This is a genomic window from Ruegeria sp. EL01 (genome assembly GCF_900313035.1).
In the GTDB taxonomy this organism is placed as follows: domain Bacteria; phylum Pseudomonadota; class Alphaproteobacteria; order Rhodobacterales; family Rhodobacteraceae; genus Ruegeria.
Window position 1 is genome coordinate 613,175 of sequence record NZ_OMPS01000046.1, and the last position, 21,669, is coordinate 634,843.

19 protein-coding genes are annotated in these 21,669 nt (G+C 57.9%); 11 read left to right on the forward strand and 8 right to left on the reverse strand.

Annotated features, from left to right (window positions below; genetic code table 11):
- Positions 1 to 3: 3 nt before the first annotated feature.
- Both ctaA and D9K61_RS23400 read right to left on the reverse strand, forming a co-directional pair.
- On the reverse strand, positions 4 to 1,149 hold the full coding sequence (gene ctaA / locus D9K61_RS23395; protein ID WP_120635566.1) for a heme A synthase: 1,146 nt from the start codon (positions 1,147 to 1,149) through the stop codon (positions 4 to 6).
- A gap of 62 nt (positions 1,150 to 1,211) precedes the next feature.
- Complete coding sequence (locus D9K61_RS23400; protein ID WP_120635690.1) at positions 1,212 to 1,955, reverse strand: RNA methyltransferase; 744 nt, start codon at positions 1,953 to 1,955, stop codon at positions 1,212 to 1,214.
- 153 nt (positions 1,956 to 2,108) lie between these two features.
- On the opposite strand from D9K61_RS23400, the gene D9K61_RS23405 reads away from it, so the two are divergent.
- Positions 2,109 to 2,729, forward strand: coding sequence for a thiamine phosphate synthase (locus tag D9K61_RS23405; protein ID WP_120635567.1), 621 nt, complete (start codon positions 2,109 to 2,111; stop codon positions 2,727 to 2,729).
- Here D9K61_RS23405 and D9K61_RS23410 read toward each other — a convergent pair.
- Positions 2,726 to 3,853, reverse strand: a complete 1,128-nt coding sequence (locus D9K61_RS23410; protein ID WP_120635568.1) for a HupE/UreJ family protein — start codon at positions 3,851 to 3,853, stop codon at positions 2,726 to 2,728. The two genes, D9K61_RS23405 and D9K61_RS23410, sit on opposite strands and share 4 nt — an antisense overlap.
- A 170-nt stretch (positions 3,854 to 4,023) precedes the next feature.
- On the opposite strand from D9K61_RS23410, the gene D9K61_RS23415 reads away from it, so the two are divergent.
- The 3 genes from D9K61_RS23415 to D9K61_RS23425 all read left to right on the forward strand — a co-directional run bounded on the left by D9K61_RS23415 (position 4,024) and on the right by D9K61_RS23425 (position 6,588).
- Positions 4,024 to 4,917: a PfkB family carbohydrate kinase gene (locus D9K61_RS23415; protein ID WP_120635569.1), complete on the forward strand. Its 894-nt coding sequence runs from the start codon at positions 4,024 to 4,026 to the stop codon at positions 4,915 to 4,917.
- Positions 4,914 to 5,825, forward strand: coding sequence for a pseudouridine-5'-phosphate glycosidase (locus tag D9K61_RS23420; protein ID WP_120635570.1), 912 nt, complete (start codon positions 4,914 to 4,916; stop codon positions 5,823 to 5,825). The genes D9K61_RS23415 and D9K61_RS23420 overlap by 4 nt, the downstream gene beginning before the upstream one ends.
- Positions 5,826 to 5,889: 64 nt before the next feature.
- Complete coding sequence (locus D9K61_RS23425; protein WP_120635571.1) at positions 5,890 to 6,588, forward strand: DUF502 domain-containing protein; 699 nt, start codon at positions 5,890 to 5,892, stop codon at positions 6,586 to 6,588.
- Here the strand turns inward: D9K61_RS23425 and D9K61_RS23430 are convergent.
- The 3 genes from D9K61_RS23430 to D9K61_RS23440 are packed head-to-tail and all read right to left on the reverse strand — an operon-like array spanning position 6,568 to position 8,736.
- Positions 6,568 to 7,593, reverse strand: coding sequence for a patatin-like phospholipase family protein (locus D9K61_RS23430; RefSeq protein WP_120635572.1), 1,026 nt, complete (start codon positions 7,591 to 7,593; stop codon positions 6,568 to 6,570). The two genes, D9K61_RS23425 and D9K61_RS23430, sit on opposite strands and share 21 nt — an antisense overlap.
- A gap of 12 nt (positions 7,594 to 7,605) precedes the next feature.
- A complete protein-coding gene (locus D9K61_RS23435; RefSeq protein ID WP_120635573.1) occupies positions 7,606 to 7,917 on the reverse strand; it encodes a hypothetical protein in 312 nt (103 codons plus the stop codon).
- 45 nt (positions 7,918 to 7,962) lie between these two features.
- Complete coding sequence (locus D9K61_RS23440; RefSeq protein ID WP_120635574.1) at positions 7,963 to 8,736, reverse strand: 3-hydroxybutyrate dehydrogenase; 774 nt, start codon at positions 8,734 to 8,736, stop codon at positions 7,963 to 7,965.
- Positions 8,737 to 9,035: 299 nt separating this feature from the next.
- Here D9K61_RS23440 and D9K61_RS23445 point away from each other — a divergent pair, with 299 nt between their 5' ends.
- Both D9K61_RS23445 and D9K61_RS23450 read left to right on the forward strand, forming a co-directional pair.
- A complete protein-coding gene (locus D9K61_RS23445) occupies positions 9,036 to 10,850 on the forward strand; it encodes an extracellular solute-binding protein (protein ID WP_120635575.1) in 1,815 nt (604 codons plus the stop codon).
- A gap of 576 nt (positions 10,851 to 11,426) precedes the next feature.
- Positions 11,427 to 11,660 (forward strand): hypothetical protein, encoded by a 234-nt coding sequence (locus tag D9K61_RS23450; protein ID WP_120635576.1) that lies wholly within the window; start codon positions 11,427 to 11,429, stop codon positions 11,658 to 11,660.
- Here the strand turns inward: D9K61_RS23450 and D9K61_RS23455 are convergent.
- Positions 11,657 to 12,280 carry a helix-turn-helix domain-containing protein gene (locus D9K61_RS23455; RefSeq protein WP_120635577.1) on the reverse strand — a complete coding sequence of 208 codons (624 nt, stop codon included), beginning with the start codon at positions 12,278 to 12,280 and terminating at the stop codon, positions 11,657 to 11,659. The genes D9K61_RS23450 and D9K61_RS23455 overlap by 4 nt on opposite strands.
- Before the next feature lie 65 nt (positions 12,281 to 12,345).
- On the opposite strand from D9K61_RS23455, the gene D9K61_RS23460 reads away from it, so the two are divergent.
- The 5 genes from D9K61_RS23460 (at position 12,346) to D9K61_RS23480 (ending at position 18,201) form a co-directional block, all read left to right on the forward strand.
- Positions 12,346 to 13,863: a class I adenylate-forming enzyme family protein gene (locus tag D9K61_RS23460; protein WP_120635578.1), complete on the forward strand. Its 1,518-nt coding sequence runs from the start codon at positions 12,346 to 12,348 to the stop codon at positions 13,861 to 13,863.
- Positions 13,860 to 14,519, forward strand: coding sequence for a DsbA family oxidoreductase (locus tag D9K61_RS23465; protein WP_120635579.1), 660 nt, complete (start codon positions 13,860 to 13,862; stop codon positions 14,517 to 14,519). The genes D9K61_RS23460 and D9K61_RS23465 overlap by 4 nt, the downstream gene beginning before the upstream one ends.
- A gap of 76 nt (positions 14,520 to 14,595) precedes the next feature.
- The gene (locus tag D9K61_RS23470; RefSeq protein WP_120635580.1) at positions 14,596 to 15,804 is read left to right on the forward strand and encodes a multidrug effflux MFS transporter; all 1,209 of its coding nucleotides are present in this window, start codon (positions 14,596 to 14,598) and stop codon (positions 15,802 to 15,804) included.
- A gap of 58 nt (positions 15,805 to 15,862) precedes the next feature.
- Positions 15,863 to 17,527 carry a tetratricopeptide repeat protein gene (locus tag D9K61_RS23475; protein ID WP_120635581.1) on the forward strand — a complete coding sequence of 555 codons (1,665 nt, stop codon included), beginning with the start codon at positions 15,863 to 15,865 and terminating at the stop codon, positions 17,525 to 17,527.
- Entirely contained in the window at positions 17,524 to 18,201 is a 678-nt protein-coding gene (locus D9K61_RS23480) for an SH3 domain-containing protein (RefSeq protein ID WP_120635582.1), read from the forward strand. The genes D9K61_RS23475 and D9K61_RS23480 overlap by 4 nt, the downstream gene beginning before the upstream one ends.
- Here D9K61_RS23480 and mfd read toward each other — a convergent pair.
- Positions 18,198 to 21,653: a transcription-repair coupling factor gene (gene mfd, locus D9K61_RS23485; protein ID WP_120635583.1), complete on the reverse strand. Its 3,456-nt coding sequence runs from the start codon at positions 21,651 to 21,653 to the stop codon at positions 18,198 to 18,200. The genes D9K61_RS23480 and mfd overlap by 4 nt on opposite strands.
- Between the last annotated feature and the right edge of the window lie 16 nt (positions 21,654 to 21,669).

Here is a 21,669-nt window from a genome sequence, read left to right on the forward strand (position 1 = left end):
AAGTCATGCTCCACGAAGCGAGGTTGCGATAGGATAAGCGGTCAGGAAGCGTGCGCGCAGGATCAGCGCCCAGACAACAACCGCAAGGAATTGGTGGATAATGGCGATCTGCCATGGCGCGCCATAAACAACGGTCAGAATCCCAACCACGACTTGCAGCGACAGGGCTGCAAAGGCCGCGTTGAAGGCAAAACGTGTCTGCGGATGGGCGCTGGAACTGCCGCGCCGCCACACCACAATACCGAAGGCAAACAGAAAATACCCGGCACAGCGGTGGATAAACTGCACCAGACCGGGGCTTTCGAAAAAGTTTCGCCACATCGGCTCCAGCATCGTGGCATCGGGCGGTAGGATTTGCCCCCCGATCAGCGGCCAGTCGGTATAAGATCGCCCGGCGTCGATCCCGGCAACCAGCGCGCCAATGAGTATTTGTAAAAAAGCGAAATGCATCAGGCCTGTGGACAGCGAGAAGAGTTTAGCCTCTTTCGCGCGCCGCGCCTGCATCAAGTCGCGTTCGTCGCGGCCCAGTTCAAAGATGTACCACGCCAGAAAACCAAGAATGACAAAGGCCAGGCCCAGATGCGTGGCAAGACGATAGCTGGCCACAGCGGTCATCCCCTCGCCCTGCGTTACGCCGGACGCGACCATCCACCAGCCGACCGCGCCTTGCGCACCACCCAGAACGCCGGGGATCAGCAATTTGCCAGCCCATCCGGTTGGAATTTTCCGCGCAATCAGGAAACCGAAGAAGCCGATTGCCCAGACCAAACCGATCACACGGCCCAATTGGCGATGACCCCATTCCCACCAATAGATGGTTTTGAAATCTGCCAGTTCCATCCACTGGTTCTGAATCCGCCACTGGTCGATTTGTTTGTACTTGTCGAACTCAGATTGCCAGTTGGCCTCGGACATCGGAGGGATCGCCCCGGTGATCGGACGCCATTCAGTGATCGACAAGCCACTGTCCGTCAGACGGGTGAGGCCGCCCACCGCGATCATCACGACAACCAAGGCAAACAGGATCATCAACCAGACGCGAATAGCCCCGCGCGCGCCACCGCGACCTTTGTCGATCATGCCAGGCTGAACCGCCTGTTGTTTTTCTGTGTCTGAGACGTCTTCGAAGATGCTGCGCTTACCGCTCATGCCGTCCTCTTCCTGCCTTGGATTTTTTGCAAGCTAGGGCCATGGGCGACCAAGGTCCAGCCTCAGCCCCTGTCCTTCCAGCGGACCATCTGCCGCATCACCCCGTGCAGCATCTGCACATCCGCCCGCGTCATCCGCATCCGCGACCACAGATTGCGCAGGTTGACCTTCATGCTTTCGGCCTTTTCAGGGGGATAAAAGAACCCGGCCTCGTCCAACCGATCCTCGTAATGCTCGACCAGTTTTTCTACCTCAATGCCGGTGGCCCAGTCGCCTTTTCCCAGATCAGTGGACTCATGCTCCACGACGCCAGACTGGCGCATCCATTCATAAGCGGTCAGCAACACACATTGCCCCAAGTTCAACGAAGCATATTCCGGATTCACGGGAACCGAGATAATGGCGTTGGCCTTGGCGATATCCTCGTTTTCCAGCCCGGCCCGTTCGGGACCAAACAAGACCGCGACTTTCTCGCCCGCCGCAACTTTGTCAGCTGCGAGTTGCATGGCGTGTTCGGGGCTGAATACCGGTTTGGTCAACCCGCGCTGGCGAGCAGTTGTGGCAAAAACATAAGTGCGATCACCAAGCGCGCCGGACAGATCGTCAAACAGCTGCGCCTCGTCCAGCAAACGACCCGCGCCGCTGGACATGGCCACCGCCTTGGGGTTCGGCCATCCGTCCCGGGGGGCCACGATCCGCATCCGATCCAGACCAAAGTTCCACATCGCCCGCGCCGCGGCGCCGATGTTTTCGCCCATTTGCGGGCGTACAAGCACGAATGAGGGCTGGGATCTGTCGCTAGGCATCATTCACTCCAAAAGTTCCGCTTGCTCTAATCCCGTCAACACGACAGAGCAAGCCACCCTGACCGTCAAATCCCACAGCCGCAGGCATAAAAGTTTGCTTCCCCGCCGCAATCCGCTAAACCGCGCCAAAGACTGACAGCGAAGGACGCGCCAATGGACACCGCCGAGCAGCCGCAGATTTACCTGATCACGCCGCCAACCGTCGCGCTCAGCACGTTCCCGGACCAACTGGCCCGCGTTCTGGATGGGGCCGAAATAGCCTGCATCCGATTGGCGCTGGCAGGCAATGATGAAGACGCCATTTCCCGCGCTGCCGACGCCTGCCGCGAGGTCGCCCATGCGCGCGACGTGGCATTGGTGATCTCGAATCATGTTCTACTGGCGCAAAAGCTTGGTTTGGACGGGGTGCATCTGGATGACGCCGCGCGATCTGTCCGTGCGGCCCGCAAGGAACTGGGTACAGATGCCATCGTCGGCAGCTTTTGCGGCACGTCCAGCCATGATGGCATGACAGCAGGCGAAGCTGGTGTGGATTATGTGGCTTTTGGTCCGGTGGGAACGTCTTCACTGGGTGACGGTACGCTGGCCGAAAAAGACCTTTTTCAGTGGTGGTCCGAGATGATCGAGGTTCCGGTTGTGGCCGAAGGTGGTCTGACCCCGGAATTGATCCGCGATCTCAGCCCCTGCACCGATTTCTTTGGAATCGGGGATGAGATCTGGTCGAGCGATGATCCTGCGGGAGCTTTGAACGCCCTGCTGGCTAACGTGCCCTAGCCAAATAGCCACGGCTCGACTGTTAAAAACACGCCGACACCTGCAATCACCATCGAAGCCAGGATCGAAGCCCGGCCCTGTAAGCGGTGCGATCCGCCGGTGATCACGACGGATGCTGCAAAGGCCGCAAAAGCAACGGCACACAGGGCCAACACGGCCCCGCCCGCAAACCCCAATATCGCCGGAGGCAGATGGTTCGGTGGCACACCAATCTTGGTCAGGGCAAAGGTCAACGCCAGCCCCAGAAGCAGTCCGGCCGCAAAAACGGCGATCACGCGCAGGATCTGCATTCGCCGAGAGATCAGGTTCCACACCGCCAGACCAACGATCGCCAAGGACTGCGATGCGGCAGCCGCAGAAATGCTCAGGGCGTCGAGCGCTCCGGCACCCAATCCAATCACGATCCCCAGCGAGAAGAAAAGCAGTTGCATCAAAAACGGGCGCAAATTCAGCGACAGAAACACCAGCGTAAGGACAAGCAATATTGGTTTGGGGCCGCTGGTCAGAACCTCTGAGAGACCCTTGGGAACAAACGTCCGCAGGGTTTGTTCGGTGGTCAGGGCCGCCCCACCCTGAAGCGGAATCACCGGAGTCGTTTGCCCACCGATCAAGTACCCCGTGTAGGGGGCCGAGACGCGTTGCTGCTTGATAACCGCTGACCCGCTGCCATCAGGCCAAGTCAGTCGAAACCCGGAAGCACCTTCGGGCAGAGGCGCCGTCAACAACAGCTTTGAAACCCGCACCGTTTCGGGATCGCCGACAACAGGGATACTCACGCCTTCATAAGACAAAACAACCGGGCCCGCGACATCGACCTGCAAGGTTTGCATCCACGGTTTGGCGAAGGCTTTCACCTTTGGCTCTAACTCGGACGACACCAATTGGCGCAAATCCTTGTAGTGACGGTTGTCGTCAAAACCGGTCGCGCTTTGCGGATCAATTCCGGCCAGAAACGCTTCGGCATTCAGGCTGATGTCCAGAAACAAAGTGTCTGACTTTGTCCAGACTTCGACAATAGTCGGTCCCGGAGATTGCGCGAGAGCGAAGCTTGGAAGCAGGGCCACAACACTCAACACCAGAACTTTCAAACGGCTGAGGATGGCAGGTTTGAAACCATCTCTCATAAGAAACGCTCCGGGCTACAAATCAAATCATCAAACATTTGGCCCGAGTGTGTTTCCGAAACAAGGTGATCGCAAGCCCAAAGCACCGCGCAGGCGGGTCCCCACCGGGAATCTCCACGGACAGCGACTTCTCACTTGCACGGGCATCAGGGCTGCGGCATGACAGCACGATGACTCAGAACAGCGAAATCCTGTGTATCGGCTCGGTCCTGTGGGACGTGATCGGACGATCTGCCAGCGCCATGCGGCAAGGATCAGACGTACCGGGGCGGATCACCCGCCTGCCCGGCGGCGTGGCAATGAACATTGCCATGACATTGGTGCGATTTGGCATGACCCCGACCCTGTTGACCGCCATTGGCCGCGATCCCGAAGGCGATGAATTGGTCCATTCTTGCGCCCGGTTGGGCATGGTCACGGATCACATTTACCGCTCCCAAGACCTGCCAACCGATCGCTACATGGCGGTCGAAGGTGCCAATGGCTTGATCGCGGCAATTGCCGACGCTCATTCCTTGGAAGCTGCCGGTGCCAAGATTCTGCGCCCGTTGATGCACGGGCCTTTGGGGCACGAGAACACGCCTTTCGAAGGGCCGATCGCACTGGACGGCAATCTGACATTAGATTTGCTGGAAGAGATTGCGCAAAGCCCGGCATTTGCCCGTGCCGATCTGCGCGTGGCCCCCGCCTCACCCGGTAAAGCCGAGCGCCTGCAACCTTTCCTTAAACACGCCCGCGCCACGCTCTATGTAAACTTGGAAGAGGCCGGTCTGCTGTGCCAGCGCGAATTCGAAGATTCGGAAAGCGCTGCCAAAGGCTTGCTGGACCGCGGCGCATTGCGTGTGCTGGTCACCGATGGCGGCAGTTCAGCAACCGTAGGAACGGCTTCGGGCGTTCTGACGCAAACTCCGCCGTCCGTCCTTGTCACACGCGTGACAGGTGCTGGCGATACTTTCATGGCAGCCCACATCGCTGCCGAAGCCAGTGGCGAAGACAACGACACGGCTCTCAAACGCGCTCTGCATGCAGCCGCAACTTATGTTTCCGGAGAAACCCCACTGTGATCGACATTCAATATTCCGCCGAGGTCCGCACCGCCAAAGAGGCTGGCCAGCCGATCGTCGCGCTTGAAAGCACCATCATTACGCATGGCATGCCCTATCCGCAAAACATCGAAGTCGCGGCACAGGTTGAACAGGACATCCGCGATGCCGGCGCCGTTCCCGCCACCATGGCGGTGATCGAAGGCAAGCTGCATGTGGGGCTTGAGGCCGACCAGTTGAAGGCCCTTGGGCAAGCCCAAGGCGTGGCAAAAATCTCGCGCGCGGATATGGCGGCGTGCATGTCTGCAGGCGGCACCGGTGCAACAACGGTCGCGGCCACAATGATCGCCGCCAACTACGCAGGCATCGAGGTGTTTGCCACTGGCGGCATCGGCGGGGTGCATCAGGGTGCGGAGACCTCATTTGATATCTCCGCTGACCTGCACGAATTGGGTCAAACCCCTGTCACGGTGGTGGCTGCTGGCGCCAAAGCCATCCTTGACCTTGCCAAAACGCTTGAGGTTTTGGAGACGCTGGGCGTGCCAGTCATCGCACATGGTCAGGACGCGTTTCCCGCCTTCTGGTCTGCCAAGTCGCCCTACAGCGCGCCCTTGCGCATGGACAGTGCCGAAGACATCGCCCGGGCGCATGCTACCCGTCGCGCCCTTGGGTTACCGGGCGGGCAGCTGGTCGCCAATCCGATCCCGGTCGCAGATCAAATCCCGGCCGAGGAACTGGCCCCGATCATCGCATCCGCGCAAGCAGATGCGGACGCGCACAGAATTACCGGAAAGGCCGTCACACCCTACCTGTTGCAGCGGATCTACGAAAAAACCGAAGGCCGTTCATTGACGGCCAACATCGCGTTGGTGCGTAACAATGCCCGGCTGGCAGCTGCCATCGCCAAGGCGCTGGCGAAGGGCATGTAGGTCTGACCTATTGCACTAAGGCTGCGGATTGCCTACCTAAATCTGCAAACCACTCGGAACTGCAATGAACACACCCTTCGACGAAGAACCCCAACGCCGCCCTGGCCTTTTCGCACGGTTCCGTGCGTCTTTCCTGACGGGCATCGTCGTCATCGCGCCGGTGTGGCTGACGATCTGGCTGATCTGGTCCGTCGTTGGCTGGATCGACAGCGCTGTGTTGCCGCTGATCCCGCACCAGTTCCGGCCCGAGCAATATGTCGGCATCAACCTGCGCGGTGTCGGCGTCGTTTTCTTTCTGATCTTTACAGTGCTTGTTGGTTGGGTGGCCAAAGGCATTCTGGGGCGGTCGCTGATTCATTTTGGCGAACGTGTTGTAAATCGGATGCCGGTGGTTCGATCCGTCTATTCCGGCATCAAACAGATCTCGGAAACGGTATTTGCCCAGACCGAGCGGTCCTTTGAGAAAGCCTGCCTTATCCAATACCCGCGGCGCGGCATTTGGGCGATTGGGTTTGTGTCCACAACGGCCAAAGGTGAAGTCAGTCAGAAGGCGGAAACCGGTGGCGAGTTGCTGAGTATCTTTGTGCCGACGACACCAAACCCCACATCAGGGTTCCTGCTGTTCTTTCCTGCCGAAGACGTAATCTTGCTGGATATGTCGATCGAAGATGCCGCCAAATTGGTGATTTCAGCAGGGCTGGTCTATCCCAACGGCGCCGATCCGACGCAACCACCGGAAGAGTCACCCGAACATAGCGGGTAAATCCAACGTACTGGTCTGACCAAGATCGTCCTTGTGGCGAGACAGAAACCCATCTGCCGCCTCGCGTCCGGCTATCTTCAGCTTGTGCAGGATCACTGGGTTCGGCACTGTTTTTGTAGCCACGGACAGGCTGTTCATCAGCTCGTTGTCGGCGATCATGTGAACCAGAACCCGGCTCATCTCACCGGGTTTCAGCTTACCATCCTCTAGCAGGCGCTGAACAAAGTTGATCGCCCGCAATTCGCGAAACAGCGAAGAGTTGAAGCTGATCTCATTGATCCTGTTCTGGATCTGCTGAGGGGTAACCGGAAGCTCGTCCCGCTCCAGCGGGTTAATGTTGACGATCACCACATCTTCGGGAAGGGCCGCGTCGAACAATGGATACAGCGCCGGATTGCCGGTGTAGCCACCATCCCAATAGGCCTCGGTCCGTTCGGTTGCGGGGTCATAGATCTCAACCGCTTTGAACAAGCTAGGCAAACACGCCGAGGCCAGAATCGCATCCGTTGAAATCTCGTCTCCGGTGAATATTCGGATCTTGCCGCTACGCACGCATGTGGCACATACAAACAGGCTTGGCCCCTGATCCGCGCAAACTTCGTTGAAGTTGAACCGATCCACTACCGATTCCAAAGGGTTGCTATAAAACGGACCGTAGGCGTAGGGCGACACCATCCGCGACAACGCATCGCCAATGGAATACGGCACCGAATACTCCATGGCTTGTGCAATCTGCGCAGGCTCTACTCCGCGGAACCAATTGGCCATCCGCATGTCGCCAATAGCACCCATACGCTTCCAAAGACCGTCCAGCTGCGCGCGGGCGCCTTCACGGCCTGCGTGCACCATACCGGCCTTAAACGCGGCACCGTTCAGCGCCCCGGCTGAGGTTCCAGTGATGGCCGCAACCTCGATGTCTTCTTCATCCAGCAGGCGATCAAGAACCCCCCAGGTAAACGCCCCATGTGCCCCGCCGCCCTGCAATGCCAGATTGATCTTTTTCAATTGCGGCCTCCGTCACTCATTACCGAGCGCAGCTTCTAGAGCTTTCTCAAACTCATCTCTTGAAATCTCTATCGAATATCCACCATCCCATTCCTCTTCGAACTCATCTGGAGGTTCGAGGCCAATTGACAACGATCCAATAAGATTATCCTCTCCAACTCTTAAGACTTCGGGGCTGGAGCTTCTCTTCGGTGAGGCAGACGGATAGTGATTGATGGCTTCCAACATCGCACCTTCATAAGAAATCCTGAAGTACTGCAAACATGGTGTATCAACCGCAATCTCATCAACCAACTTGAAGTAGCGAAATCCAGTTTTTCTCATTCAGTTGTTTTCCCTTTCATGAGAACTCCAACGCCCAAACAAACCTTAAAGCGCCGTCCAGCCACCATCCACAGAAATGGTGGTACCCGTGATTTGCGCCGCTGCATCCGAGCACAGGAAAATGGCTGTCCCACCCAGTTGTTCAACGGTTGCAAATTCTTTTGACGGCTGACGCTCAAGCATGACGTTCTTAATCACGTCTTCGCGGCTCATGCTGTATTCCTTCATCGTGTCCGGAATCTGAGCTTCAACCAGCGGCGTCAGAACATAACCAGGGCAGATCGCGTTGCAGGTGATCGGTTCCTGAGCGGTTTCCAGCGCCACGGATTTGGTCATCCCGACCACGCCGTGCTTGGCCGCCACATAAGCTGACTTGAACGGGGATGCCGTCAGCCCGTGCGCCGAGGCAATATTCACGATCCGGCCCCAACCTGCGCTGCGCATCATCGGCAATGCAGCTGCGGTTGTGTGAAAGGTCGAGCTCATGTTGATCGCAATAATCGCGTCCCATTTGTCGACCGGGAACTGATCAATCGGCGAGACATACTGAATGCCCGCATTGTTCACTAGAATATCGCAGGCTCCGGCCGTCTCGATCAGGGCACGGCATTCGTCCCCCTTGGACATGTCGGCCTTGATGTAACGCGTGTTCGTGCCGGTTTCCGCCGCGATCTCGGCCGCCAGCGCGTGGTCTTCATCGCGATCCGTGAACGAGTTCAGAACAACATCTGCGCCAGCCTTGGCCAGTTCGCGCGCGACGCCAAGCCCGATTCCCGAATTCGATCCCGTGACGATTGCAGTTTTGCCCGACAGGGTCATGAGCGTTCTCCCTCAGCATTTGACTATGTGCACAATGCCATGCTGCACCTGCAAGGAAAACGGGGAATCATCGGGGATCAACGCCGCAACTGCAAAATCCTTGCCACCAAAAAAAACGCCCGCACGAAGCGGGCGTTAAGTTATTGAGGCAGGTTTCATACAGGCAAGAAACCTATCGAGCAGTACGTCCTTTATAAGCAATTCTGCGCCTTCGTCCAAGCTAAAAGTTTGATAATAAGAAAAATCATGGCTACGGTGAATCCCAAACAAAATAAGGCCAGAGCAGGATTGTTTCCAAAATGAGCCCCGATTTCCTCCGCCCCGTTCGTCCTTTGATTGCGGGAATCGCTTCCATTTTTGCCGCCTCGCTGGCCTCCGCAGAATCGGCCCATGGCATAGCTATGTACGGCGACCCGGCTCTACCACCGGATTTTGTGTCGTTGCCCTACGCAAATCCCGACGCGCCGAAAGGTGGAAAGGTTGTTTTTGGAAACACCGGCGGCTTTAACAGCTTGAATCCGTTTTTGCAAAAAGGCACCTCGCCGTGGCAATTGCGATTTTGGACCCATGAAAGCCTGATGGGCCGGTCCTGGGACGAACCTTTCACTCTTTACGGTCTGTTAGCCGAATCAGTTGAGACGGCACCAGACCGGTCTTGGGTCAAATTCACCCTACGGGAAGACGCCCGGTTTTCCGACGGCAGCCCGGTAACCGTTGACGATGTCATCTGGTCCTATGAAACCCTCGGCACCGAAGGTCACCTGCGGTATCGGGGATTGTGGGGCAAAATCGACAGCATAGAACAAACCGGCCCGCGTTCGGTTCGGATCACCTTCAACGAACCCGATCGGGAACTGGCCCTGATCGCGGGCCTGCGCCCAATTCTGCAAAAGGCACAATGGGACGGAAAAGACTTCGCGGATGGTCAGTTGCCGGACGTACCGATTGGCAGCGGACCCTATGTTGTCGATAGCTACGAGGCGGGTCGCTACGTAAACCTGCGCCTGAATCCTGACTATTGGGGCACCGACATTCCATTCCGGCGTGGCACTATGAATCTGGATGAAATGCGGATCGAGTTTTATGGCGACGCAACCGTTCTGTTCGAAGCATTCAAGGCCGGTGAACTGTCCGCAGTGCGCGAATTCAACGCTGACAAATGGGACAATCAATACGGCTTTCCAGCGGTCCAGCGCGGAGATGTGATCAAGACCGAGATCCCCCATGGCAAACCATCGGGCATGACCGGGTTTGTCATGAACACCCGCAAGGCCCCGTTTGATGACTGGCGTGTGCGCGAAGCCCTGACGCTGGCTTTCAATTTTGAGTTCATCAACGACACCATTACCGGCGGCGCGCAGCCGCGCATCACGTCGTATTTCTCTGGCTCGGACCTGGCGATGCAATCTGGTCCTGCGACTGGTAGGGTCGAAGAATTGCTGCTGCCGTTCGCGGATAATCTTCTGCCCGGCACGCTTGAAGGTTACGTTCCGCCCCAGGGTGACGGCTCAGCGCGAAACCGGGCTAATATTCGCAAAGCCACAAAGCTGTTGGCCGAGGCCGGGTGGACCATTCAGGGCGGCGTGTTACGCAACCAGAATGGTGACGCCTTCAAGATGACCGTGTTGCTGCAACAAGGCGACACCGATATGGCGACAGCGGTCGAAATCTATGCCCGCGCACTTGAACGTTTGGGCATTCAGGTTCTGACCGAACAGGTGGACAACGCGCAATATACTGGCCGCACCGCCGAGCTGGACTTCGATGTCACGCCATTCCGGCGCGCCATGTCACTGTCCCCTGGAAACGAGCAGCGCCTGTATTGGGGCAGCGAGAACGCCGACGCACCCGGAACGCGCAACCTGATGGGCGTTGCATCACCGGCCGTGGACGGAATGATCGACGCCATGCTCGCCTCGGAATCGCGCGAGGATTTCGTGGCCGCCACACGGGCCCTGGACCGGGTTCTGACGGCTGGCCGCTATGTGATCCCGATCTGGAGCTTTGATGTCGGACGGATCGCCCATGTCAGCACGTTGAAGTTCCCGGACACGCTGCCGATCTATGGCGACGGACCGCAATATATGCCCGAAGTGTGGTGGTACGAGGAGTAGCGCGCGCGCCCATCCCCAGATGGATCGCCTGGGGATGGTCCACGGATTCGGGCGATGCAGGCAAGGGAATGCGTCGATTCACTAAGTTTGAGGCTGAAAACCGAACGGTTTTTGTCTTCTTTCGGTGATAGCCCATTCTGTAGAAGTCATCATCGGCGGTTTTTCGGCAAAATCTGGCACATCGCGCAACAACACAAGATGTTGGGAAGTTTCCACAACGACTTCTATATATTGCCGCCTTAACCACATTCGGCGCAAATGAAAATAACTGCCAACATGCGCGCTTCAGCCTATTACAGTACGCGAAGCATGTAACCTCAATCACAATACAAATATTTATATATTTCTGACACATAAGCCTGATCGGCGCGATCCAGCCTGAACAGAATCAGGCGCGCGGACACCCATCAGAAACAAAATTTCACTCGTCTTGAGCAAAACGCGCTGCAGCGCGAAGGTTCCAAACTCAAGCCCCCAATGCCTGCGACATTTTGTCATGTCTCACGTAACGTCAACCCATTCGTACCTTGTATCTGGGGAGAGCAGTCCTGAACCCGAACAACGGAAAGCTCGCGCATGCTGAACTGGACAGATATCACGAAAGACTGGGGCGCGACCTATGAGCGCGCCAAACGCCGTTTCCCGAACCTACGCGATAGGGACATGATGCGTGTCTGCAAGGATCGTAAACGGTTCGAAGCCTACCTGGCCGAACGCCACCAACTGACGGTCAATGAGGCCCATGAAGAGGTTGAGGATTTTCTGTTTACAGAACGCCTGAACCGGGAACTTCTGGTCCCTGCATCTTAGGACAGTGATGTCACCCAAAGGATCGTCGCATCCTCATCGCTGACCGAAATCACGTTATGCCCCATGCTTCCATCGTAATAGGCGCTGTCCCCGCGGCGCATTTCAACGGGTTCATAGAACTCTGTGTACAGGCGAACAACGCCGGTTAGCACATACATGAACTCTTCGCCGTCATGGCGCACCCAGCCTTCAAACTCGTCCATTGATCGCGAACGAACACGGGCCCGATACGGCAGCATCTGCTTTTTGGTCAGCGTTTCGGCCAGCAACTCATGCTCATATGTCGTGGTGGCATGTGCGGCGCCTTCACCCATTCGGGTCACAGCCATGCGTCCGATCACCTGATCCCGCTGCGGCGGCGTGAACAGCTGCGGTACAGAGATTTCCAACCCGATCGCCAGCTTTTTAAGCGCGTCATAGGTCGGCGACATCTGCCCATTCTCGATCTTGCTCAGCGTTGATCGCGCAAGCCCCGCCTGACTGGCAGCCTGTTCCAGCGTCCAATTCCGCGCCTTGCGCAGCTCTCGCACTCTTGCGCCAAGGTCCAGCGGTTCGAGTTCCGAATGATCGCCTGCGTCGCGGGCAATACGGATAAGGGATTTGGGGTCTTGGGTGCTCATGCGCCTTTCTATAGGGCCAGCCAGCCGTGCTTGCAACGCGCCATGCACCGCGATAGCCAGTCGTCATGTTGTCGATCTTTGATCAGGGACCGCCGCCGCCCTGCCCTTCGCCCTTCAATCTGGCCGCGCATGTCCTGCGACAGGCAGATCGGTGCGCAACCAAAACCGCCTTGTCGGTACTTGGCGCGGACGGCGCCATCGACTGGACATATCGCGACCTGCAAGTGGCCATTCTTGGAACCGGAACGGGCCTGTTGAAGACCGGGCTGAGACCCGGAGACGTCGTGCTGATGCGTTTGGGCAATACAGTGGACTTTCCGATCGCCTATTTGGGGGCAATCGCCGTGGGCATCGTGCCCGTACCCACCTCATCGCAGCTGACGGAACCCGAAACCGTACGCATGATCGAAGATCTGTCACCTGCGGCTATTCTGCGAGACCCCACTGTCAGCTGCGCGTCGCATCCCCGGCAGATCGACCTGGCAGAGCTGATCGCCATGCGCGACCTGCCTCCTACCGATTATGCCATGGGTGATCCGGAGCGGTTGGCCTATGTGGTCTATACCTCGGGAACTTCAGGCAAGCCGCGCGCGGTGGCCCATGCGCATCGTGCGATCTGGGCACGGCAGATGATGGTGGATGGCTGGTACGGCCTACGAGAAGACGACAGGCTGTGCCACGCAGGCGCGTTCAACTGGACCTATACGCTGGGCACCGGGCTGATGGATCCCTGGACCATCGGCGCTACTGCTCTGATCCCTGAACCTGGCACTGAGATCTCGTCATTGCCCAGCTTGCTGCGCCAGCACCGGGCCACAATCTTTGCCGCAGCGCCCGGGGTCTATCGCAAACTGCTCTCACATCCGGATCAGATTGATCTGCCTAGCCTACGCCACGGCCTCTGCGCTGGCGAAAAACTGTCGCGCCATTTGCGCGAGCATTGGCAACACGCCACAGAAACCGAGCTATACGAAGCCTATGGCATGTCCGAATGTTCGACCTTCATCTCGTCCAGCCCGGCACATCCGGCGCGCGGTGAGGCGCTGGGACAACCACAACCGGGACGCCGGGTCGCCGTTCTAGGGCCCGATGGTCCTGTGCCACAAGGGCAAGAGGGAACAATCGCCATCCACCGGTCCGACCCGGGGCTGATGCTGACCTATCTCAATGCCCCTGACGAGGCGCAGGCGCGGATGCAAGGCGACTGGTTCCTGACCGGCGATCAGGGCGCAATGGCTGTTGATGGGCAGATCACCTATCTGGGTCGAGATGACGATATGATGAACGCAGGAGGCTACCGCGTCTCACCGGTCGAAGTCGAAGCCATCTTATCCCGCTTTCCCGGTATCACGCAGGTTGGCGCAGCAGCGGTCGAAGTCAAAGAGGACACATTTGTGATAGCTGCTTTCTACACCGGGCCCGAAAAGCTGGACGAAGGCCTGTTACGCACCTATGTGGAGGCCAACCTAGCCCGGTACAAACAACCGCGTGCCTTTGTTCATCTGACCGCATTGCCCAGTGGTGGCAACGGCAAACTCCTGCGCCGCGCCCTGCCGGCCTATTTCAAGGCGTCTACCGAATGACCCAGACCGTCAAGCTCGATATCCTGTCTGATCCGATCTGCCCGTGGTGCTATATCGGAAAGACCCATCTGGACAAAGCGCTGGCCGCCGTTCCGAATCATCCTTTCGTGATCGAATGGCACCCGTTTCAGCTGAACCCGGACATGCCGGATGCGGGTATGGATCGACGCGAATACCTGGAACGTAAGTTCGGCGGCAAGGAAGGTGCGGTGAGCGCCTACGCACCAGTGGTTGAACATGCCGAAAACGCCGGCTTGAAGATCGATTTTGAGGGCATGAAACGAACGCCCAATACGCTGGACGCACACCGCTTGATCCATTGGGCTGGCATTGAAAGCAAGCAAAACGCGGTCGTCGATGCGCTGTTCGATGCCTATTTCGTTCAGGCCCGCGACATTGGCGACCCCGAGGTGCTGGCAGATATCGCTGACGGTGCCGGAATGGATGCAGCCGTGGTCATGAAGTTGCTGAAATCAGACGCCGACCGCGAAGACATGAGCAAGCGCGATACCCACTCACGGGAAATGGGCGTCAGCTCGGTCCCGACCTTCATTGTGGCCAATCAACACGCAGTTCCCGGCGCGCAACCCCCTGAAATGTGGGCAAAAGTGATTGGCGAGATCATGTCTCAACTTGAGGCTTCCCCTGCAGAATAGCACATAGGTCTGTGCAAATTTCCGGTCTGGCGCAACCCGATCCGCCGTGATAGCGCAAACGGGTTAGGAGACCTTCATGGCAAACCGCATGTCGAAGGCGGAGTTCATTGCATTGATCGCAATGATGTTCGCCACCATTGCCTTTTCGATTGATTCAATGCTGCCCGCCCTGCCCGAGATCGGCGCGCAACTAAGCCCAGATGACATGAACCGGGCGCAACTGATCCTGACGTCGTTTGTATTGGGCATGGGGATTGGCACGTTCTTTACTGGCCCTCTGTCCGACGCGGTCGGACGCAAGCCGGTCATCTACGGCGGCGTGACCCTTTACATTCTGGCCTCGGCCGTTGCCTGGGCCAGTTCCTCGTTGGAAATGGTTTTGATTGCACGAGTGGTTCAGGGGCTTGGCGCTGCCGGACCACGCGTTGTGGCCATGGCCATCATTCGCGATCTGTACTCGGGGCGCGAAATGGCGCGGATTGTCTCGATTGCGATGCTGATCTTCACGCTGGTCCCTGCATTCGCACCTATGCTGGGCGCAGGTGTGATCGCCCTGTTCGGCTGGCCTGGAATCTTTGTGTCTTTCATCCTGTTTGCCCTGATCGTCGTTTCCTGGATGGGTATACGCTTGCCGGAATCACTTGCCCGTGAAAACCGTCGACCGATCCGCCTGCCGCTGATGATCTCTGCCACGAAAGAGATGTTTGCCCATCCTACGGTGCGCCTGTCTATTGTAGTTCAGACCCTGTGCTTGGGGATGTTGTTCACCATGTTGACCATGGTCCAACCGGTGTATGACGTGATCCATGATCGTGCCGAAAGCTTTCCGTTCTGGTTCGCGTTGGTGGCGCTGGTCGCCGGGTCGGCCAGCTTGTTGAATGCGGCCTTGGTCGTGCGTGTAGGCATGCGCCGAATGGTCACCTGGGCCCTTGGCGGGCAAATCCTGGTCACTGCAACCATAATGACCCTGAGTGCACTGCAGTTGTCGCCGGACATCTCGTTTGCTCTGTTCGTGTTCTGGCAAACCATGGTGTTTTTCATGGCCGGCGTAACACTGGGCAATCTGAATGCCATCGCGATGGAGCCTATGGGCCACATCGCAGGCATGGCAGCCTCGGTGATCGGGTCCGTATCAACTGTTCTGGCCGCTGCCATCGCAGCCCCAGTCGGCCTGTTGTTTGACGGATCCCTGACCCCCTTGACGACTAGCATTCTGATCATGTGCATCATTGCCTTCGGCTTAATGGTTCACATGGGACGGATCGAAGTCAGACTGCCTGCCTGAATTGTGCTGCGCGGCTGAATCGCGCTAACCTCTTGAGCAAGCCGAGGGGAGTCATACAATGAGCGATTATTACGATTTGGGCATCTATTCCTGTCCGGTTACAACCACGTCACCCGAAGCACAGCTCTGGTTCGATCGGGGTCTGAACTGGACATATGGCTTTAACCATGAAGAGGCCGTTGTTTGCTTTCAACGTGCTGTGGAACATGACCCGGATTGTGCCATGGCGCATTGGGGTGTCGCCTATGCGGCGGGCCCGAATTATAACCTGCCATGGGATCTGCAGGATGACCGCGGCAAGCAAAAGGCACTGGCCTTGGCCTATGACGCCGCCCAAAAGGCACTGGCGCATATGGAGCAGTGCACCGATGTCGAACAAGCGCTGATCCGCGCCCTGCCCGCACGGTATCCTCAACGTGATCCTCTCCCGGATACGCACAAATGGGATCACGATTTCGCGGACGCCATGCGTGCGACATTCGCTGCGCATCCGGATCACCTGGACCTGCGCAGCGTTTTTGTCGAAGCGTTGCTGAACCTCACGCCCTGGCAGATGTGGGATCTGAAAAGCGGTCAGCCCGCCAAAGGCGCCGCCACGCTTGAGGCGCAAGAGGCACTGGAATGGGCCATGTCCAATGATCCTGCTGCCATGTCACATCCCGGCTTGCTGCACCTTTATGTCCACCTGATGGAGATGTCACCGACACCGGAAAAGGCGCTTAAGGCTGGGGATGTGCTGCGGACACTCGTGCCCGACGCAGGGCATCTTGTGCATATGCCGACCCATATCGACGTGCTGTGTGGGCATTATCACAACGTTGTACACTGGAATGAAAAGGCAACCGAAGCCGACCTGAAGTATTATGAACGAGAAGGCGCGTTCAACATTTACACCGGCTATCGCCAGCACGATTACCACTTCACCATCTACGGCGCGCTGTTTCTGGGCCAGATGGAGCCGGCCTTACGGGCCAATCAGGGCCTCTGGGACACCACGCCCGAGGATATGCTGCGCATCGAAAGCCCACCGATGGCCGATTTTTTTGAAAGCTACATGTCCATGGGCCCCCACATCCTGATCCGATTTGGACGGTGGGAAGAGGCTAAGGCGCTTGATTTGCCCTCGGACCCCGAATTGTACTGCACCCTGACTGCAACTGTCCACTACGCGCGCGCCATTGCCTTTGCTGCCACGGATCAAGTGGCACAGGCGGAAGCGGAGGAGCAGGAATTTCTGGCTGCCATGTCAAGCGTGCCTGACTCACGCCTGTTACATAATAACCGCGTCATTGATCTTCTTGAAATCGCAAAAGAAATGCTGCGGGGCGAGATTGAATATCGCAAAGGGCATTTTGATGCGGCCTATACCCATCTACGCCGTTCGGTCGATCTCGACGACACCCTTCCATACGACGAGCCGTGGGGTTGGATGCAACCAACCCGCCACGCGCTTGGGGCGCTGTTGTTCGAACAAGGTCATGTGGCCGAGGCCGAGGCCGTTTATCGCGAGGATCTGGGACTGGGCGGAACCCTCAGCCGTGCGTCGATCCATCCAGACAATGTCTGGAGCCTGAAAGGCTTGCATGATTGCCTGAAGGCACGCGGAGAAGATATTGAGATCAAACAAATTAAACAACGCCTTGACCTTGCACTGGCACGCGCCGACCGGGCTGTTCGTGCCTCCTGCTTCTGTGCGCAAGCTGCAATGAAAGCCGCCGAATGAAGTACCTGCCTGTCCTGCTGCTTGCCGTATTCTGTGGCCCGGCCTTGGCTGATCGTCAGTCCTTTCCACCCGTTGATCAGGCTGACCGTGACCCCGCGCTTGTCGCCTTTCGCGAAGACCTATTAACCAAAGTCACCGCACGCGATACCGAGGCTGTCGTGGCCAGCGCCTGTCCTGATATCTACCTCAGCCATGGCGGCGACGGTGGGCCAGAGGAGTTGCGCGAAAACCTGACGGTCGATCCCGAAAAACTCTCCGACGAATTTCGGGATCAGGCCGATGAAATCCGCGAAAGCTATTGGGCTGCGCTGCAAGACACCCTGTCCCGACCCGGCTATTTCGACGATCAGGATGAGTTCTGGATGCCGCATCAATGGCAGATCAGTCTGCCCGCGTCCCTTGATCCGTTCACCGCTTATTTCGTCACCGGCGAGAAAGTCACGCTACGCCGGGGCCCCTCACGCAGCGAGGGCATTATCGGCCTGATCAGCCATGAGGTGGTTCTAGTCCCGGACTATCGGGACGGGGCCGAGTATCAGAAAGTGCGCCTGACGGATGGCACCTTCGGCCATATGCACAGTGACTTTTTGTGGTCTATGGTTGGCTACCGCGCCGCCCTGGTCAAATCCGAGGGCGGCGACTGGCAACTTTGCACATTTGTCTCGGGCGATTAGACCTTGGCCTTTTTCTTCTGGGCAACAACTTTCTCTGCCAGATCCCGTGCAATGGCAAAGGCACCTTTGATCTTGTCGCTGTCCCTTTTCCAATCCCGACGCACCACGATCTTGTTATCCTTGACCTTGGCCAAACCCCTCTGGGCCTGAATGAATTCAACCAACCCCTGAGGTGAGGCGAATTTGTCGTTGTGGAACTGGATCGTGGCCCCCTTCGGCCCACCGTCCAACTTGGCAATGCCCGCCCGTTTGCACATCGCCTTGATCCGCACCACCAGCATCAAGGTATTGACCTCTCTCGGCAGGCTGCCAAAACGGTCGATCAGCTCGGCAGCAAACCCTTCCAGTTCTACCTTGGTGGAAAGCGAAGACAGGCGACGATACAGGCCCAGGCGCACGTCCAGATCGGGCACATAGTCTTCGGGGATCAGAACCGGCACGCCCAGATTGATCTGCGGCGCCCATTGATCATCGGCCTCGCTGAGGCCCTCCATCTCGCCCGCCTTGATCTTGGCGATCGCCTCTTCCAGCATCGATTGATAAAGCTCATAGCCCACATCACGCATCTGACCGGACTGTTCCTCACCCAACAGGTTTCCGGCACCGCGAATATCGAGATCCTGTGAGGCCAGAGTGAACCCTGCCCCCAACGTGTCCAACGAACCCAGCACACGCAGCCGTTTTTCGGCGGTGGTGGTCAGTTTTTGGCGCGGTTTTGTCGTCAGATAGGCATAAGCACGCGTCTTGGACCGCCCAACGCGACCCCGGATCTGATAAAGCTGGGCCAACCCAAACATATCCGCGCGGTGCACGACCATGGTGTTCGCCGTGGGAATGTCCAAGCCGCTTTCCACAATCGTTGTGGCCAGCAGGACATCGTATTTCCCATCGTAGAAGGCGTTCATCCGATCATCGAGCTCGCCAGCCGCCATCTGGCCATGCGCCACCATATATGTCAGTTCCGGCAGATGTTCCTTCAGGAATTCCTCGATCTCGGGCAGATCCGAGATGCGTGGAACAACATAAAAGCTCTGCCCGCCGCGATAATGCTCGCGCAGCAGCGCCTCGCGTATCGTCACCGCGTCAAATTCGCTGACATAGGTTCGGATCGCCAGCCGGTCGATGGGCGGCGTGCCAATGATCGACAGATCACGCACACCGGTCAGGGACAGTTGCAGGGTCCGAGGGATCGGCGTTGCAGTCAGGGTCAGCACGTGGACGTCCGATCGCATTTGTTTCAGCCGCTCTTTATGGGCCACGCCAAAATGCTGTTCTTCATCGATGATCAGCAGGCCCAGATTATTGAACCGTATTCCCTTGGCCAACAGCGCGTGGGTGCCGATCACGATGTCGATCGTACCGCGCGCCATCCCGTCCCGGGTCTGTTGCGCGTCTTTTGTCGACACAAAACGGGACAGTTGACGAACCTCCATTGGGAAGCCCCGGAAACGTTCGCGAAAACTGGCCGCATGTTGCCGCGCCAACAAAGTCGTGGGTGCAATGACCGCCACTTGCACACCCGACATCGCAGCCACAAAAGCGGCGCGCATGGCAACCTCGGTTTTGCCGAACCCGACGTCACCACAGATCAAGCGATCCATCGGCGCACCTGAATGCATATCCTCCATCACCTCGGCAATGGCACGCAATTGGTCGTCAGTTTCCTGATAGGGGAACCGGGCGCTGAACTCCTCCCACGCGTGCGGCGGAGGGTCCATCACCGGCGCCTTACGCAACGCGCGTTCGGCTGCGATGCGGATCAGCTTGTCCGCCATCTCGCGGATACGTTCTTTCAGCTTGGCCTTCTTGGCCTGCCAAGCGCCGCCGCCGAGCCTGTCCAACAGCCCCTCTTCATGGCCGTATTTTGACAGCAGCTCGATGTTTTCGACCGGCAGGTACAGCTTGGATTGCTCCGCATACTCCAGCAGCAGGCATTCATGGGCAGCGCCTGCGGCGGTGACCACTTCCATGCCCATATAGCGCCCGATGCCGTGATCCACATGGACAACCAGATCGCCCGGGCTCAGCGATTGGGTTTCGGTCAGGAAATTCTCGGCCTTGCGGCGTTTCTTGGGCTGGCGGATCAACCGATCACCCAGCACATCCTGTTCCGCGATCACTGTAAGATCCGGGGTTTCAAACCCATGTTCCAGCGCCCAGACGGCCAGATGAAGACCGCGCCTGCCGATGCGGGTGCCGTCAGCGACCGGAACCGCCTCTGCCAGACCTTCATCCTCAATCAAACCCGTCAGCCGTTCCCGCGCCCCTTCCGAATAGGATGCGATCAGCACCGGACCCTTGCCCAACTTGTCCGTGATGTGACCCGCCAGCGCGCCAAACAGACTTATGCTTTCTTGTTGACGTTCGGGGGCAAAGTTTCGTCCGATCCGCCCGCCCGCATCAATCACACCTGGCCCACTGGCCTGGGGCAACGGGCTGAACTGCATCATCCGCCTGTCGCCCACTGCCTGATCCCAGGCCGCGTCATCCAGATACAACAAGGCGGGCGGTGTGGGTTTATAGACCGTGTCCATGCGCGAGCGATTTTCCAGCGCATGTTTCCGCGTCTCATACTGGTCTTCGATACTGTCCCACCGCGCCAACCGCGTTGGCGTCACCTGATCATCGACAGAAATCGTCGCGTCCGGCAGATAGTCAAACAAAGTTTCCAGCTTTTCGTGGAAGAAGGGCAGCCAATGCTCCATCCCCTGATGCTTGCGCCCGGCACTGACCGCTTCGTACAGCGGATCATCCGTCCCTGCCGCGCCGAATTCAATCCGGTAGTTCTGGCGGAACCGAGTGATCGCCGCCTCGTCCAGAATAACCTCGGACACCGGTGCCAACTCGACCACATCCAGTTTCTCGGTCGTGCGCTGTGACACGGGATCGAACCGACGGGCGCCGTCCAAAACGTCGCCGAACAGATCAAGGCGAACCGGGCCGGATTCGCCCGGCGGGAAGATATCGATGATACCGCCCCGGATTGCGTAATCTCCAGGCTCCATCACCGTTGGGCTTTGGGTAAACCCCATGCGAACGAGGAAATTCCGCAAAGCGCCCTCGTTGATGCGATGATTGACCCGGGCGGTAAATGCCGCCTCGCGCAAAACATCGCGCGCCGGAACCTTTTGCGTTGCGGCATTCAGCGTCGTCAGCAGAACAAACTGTTGCGGCATCTGGTGCACCAGCACGGCCAGCGTCGCCACACGTGCGGCCGAGATATCAGGATTGGGCGATACACGGTCATAGGGAAGACAATCCCAACCGGGGAAAACAAAGACCGGCATATCCGGTGCAAAGAAAGACAACGCCGCCCGCATCGCCTCCATCCGCTTGTCATCGCGGGCCACATGGCAAACCGGTGCGCCCGACCGCGCAATTTCGTTCAGCACAAGCTGTGCGTCAAACCCTTCAGGGGCACCGCCGACTGTTACGTGGTTCGGAGCCTTCATCGCCTTGCCTTTCAGA

Bases quoted from the DNA above. Each gene is read 5' to 3' on its own strand.
- D9K61_RS23445 (WP_120635575.1), top strand. From the start codon at position 9,036: ATGAGCCCCGATTTCCTCCGCCCCGTTCGTCCTTTGATTGCGGGAATC.
- D9K61_RS23460 (WP_120635578.1), top strand. From the start codon at position 12,346: ATGTTGTCGATCTTTGATCAGGGACCGCCGCCGCCCTGCCCTTCGCCC.
- D9K61_RS23470 (WP_120635580.1), top strand. From the start codon at position 14,596: ATGGCAAACCGCATGTCGAAGGCGGAGTTCATTGCATTGATCGCAATG.
- D9K61_RS23480 (WP_120635582.1), top strand. From the start codon at position 17,524: ATGAAGTACCTGCCTGTCCTGCTGCTTGCCGTATTCTGTGGCCCGGCC.
- ctaA (WP_120635566.1), bottom strand. From the start codon at position 1,149: ATGAGCGGTAAGCGCAGCATCTTCGAAGACGTCTCAGACACAGAAAAA.
- mfd (WP_120635583.1), bottom strand. From the start codon at position 21,653: ATGAAGGCTCCGAACCACGTAACAGTCGGCGGTGCCCCTGAAGGGTTT.
- D9K61_RS23415 (WP_120635569.1), top strand. From the start codon at position 4,024: ATGACTCAGAACAGCGAAATCCTGTGTATCGGCTCGGTCCTGTGGGAC.
- D9K61_RS23465 (WP_120635579.1), top strand. From the start codon at position 13,860: ATGACCCAGACCGTCAAGCTCGATATCCTGTCTGATCCGATCTGCCCG.
- D9K61_RS23440 (WP_120635574.1), bottom strand. From the start codon at position 8,736: ATGACCCTGTCGGGCAAAACTGCAATCGTCACGGGATCGAATTCGGGA.
- D9K61_RS23455 (WP_120635577.1), bottom strand. From the start codon at position 12,280: ATGAGCACCCAAGACCCCAAATCCCTTATCCGTATTGCCCGCGACGCA.
- D9K61_RS23405 (WP_120635567.1), top strand. From the start codon at position 2,109: ATGGACACCGCCGAGCAGCCGCAGATTTACCTGATCACGCCGCCAACC.
- D9K61_RS23450 (WP_120635576.1), top strand. From the start codon at position 11,427: ATGCTGAACTGGACAGATATCACGAAAGACTGGGGCGCGACCTATGAG.
- D9K61_RS23400 (WP_120635690.1), bottom strand. From the start codon at position 1,955: ATGCCTAGCGACAGATCCCAGCCCTCATTCGTGCTTGTACGCCCGCAA.
- D9K61_RS23435 (WP_120635573.1), bottom strand. From the start codon at position 7,917: ATGAGAAAAACTGGATTTCGCTACTTCAAGTTGGTTGATGAGATTGCG.
- D9K61_RS23410 (WP_120635568.1), bottom strand. From the start codon at position 3,853: ATGAGAGATGGTTTCAAACCTGCCATCCTCAGCCGTTTGAAAGTTCTG.
- D9K61_RS23475 (WP_120635581.1), top strand. From the start codon at position 15,863: ATGAGCGATTATTACGATTTGGGCATCTATTCCTGTCCGGTTACAACC.
- D9K61_RS23425 (WP_120635571.1), top strand. From the start codon at position 5,890: ATGAACACACCCTTCGACGAAGAACCCCAACGCCGCCCTGGCCTTTTC.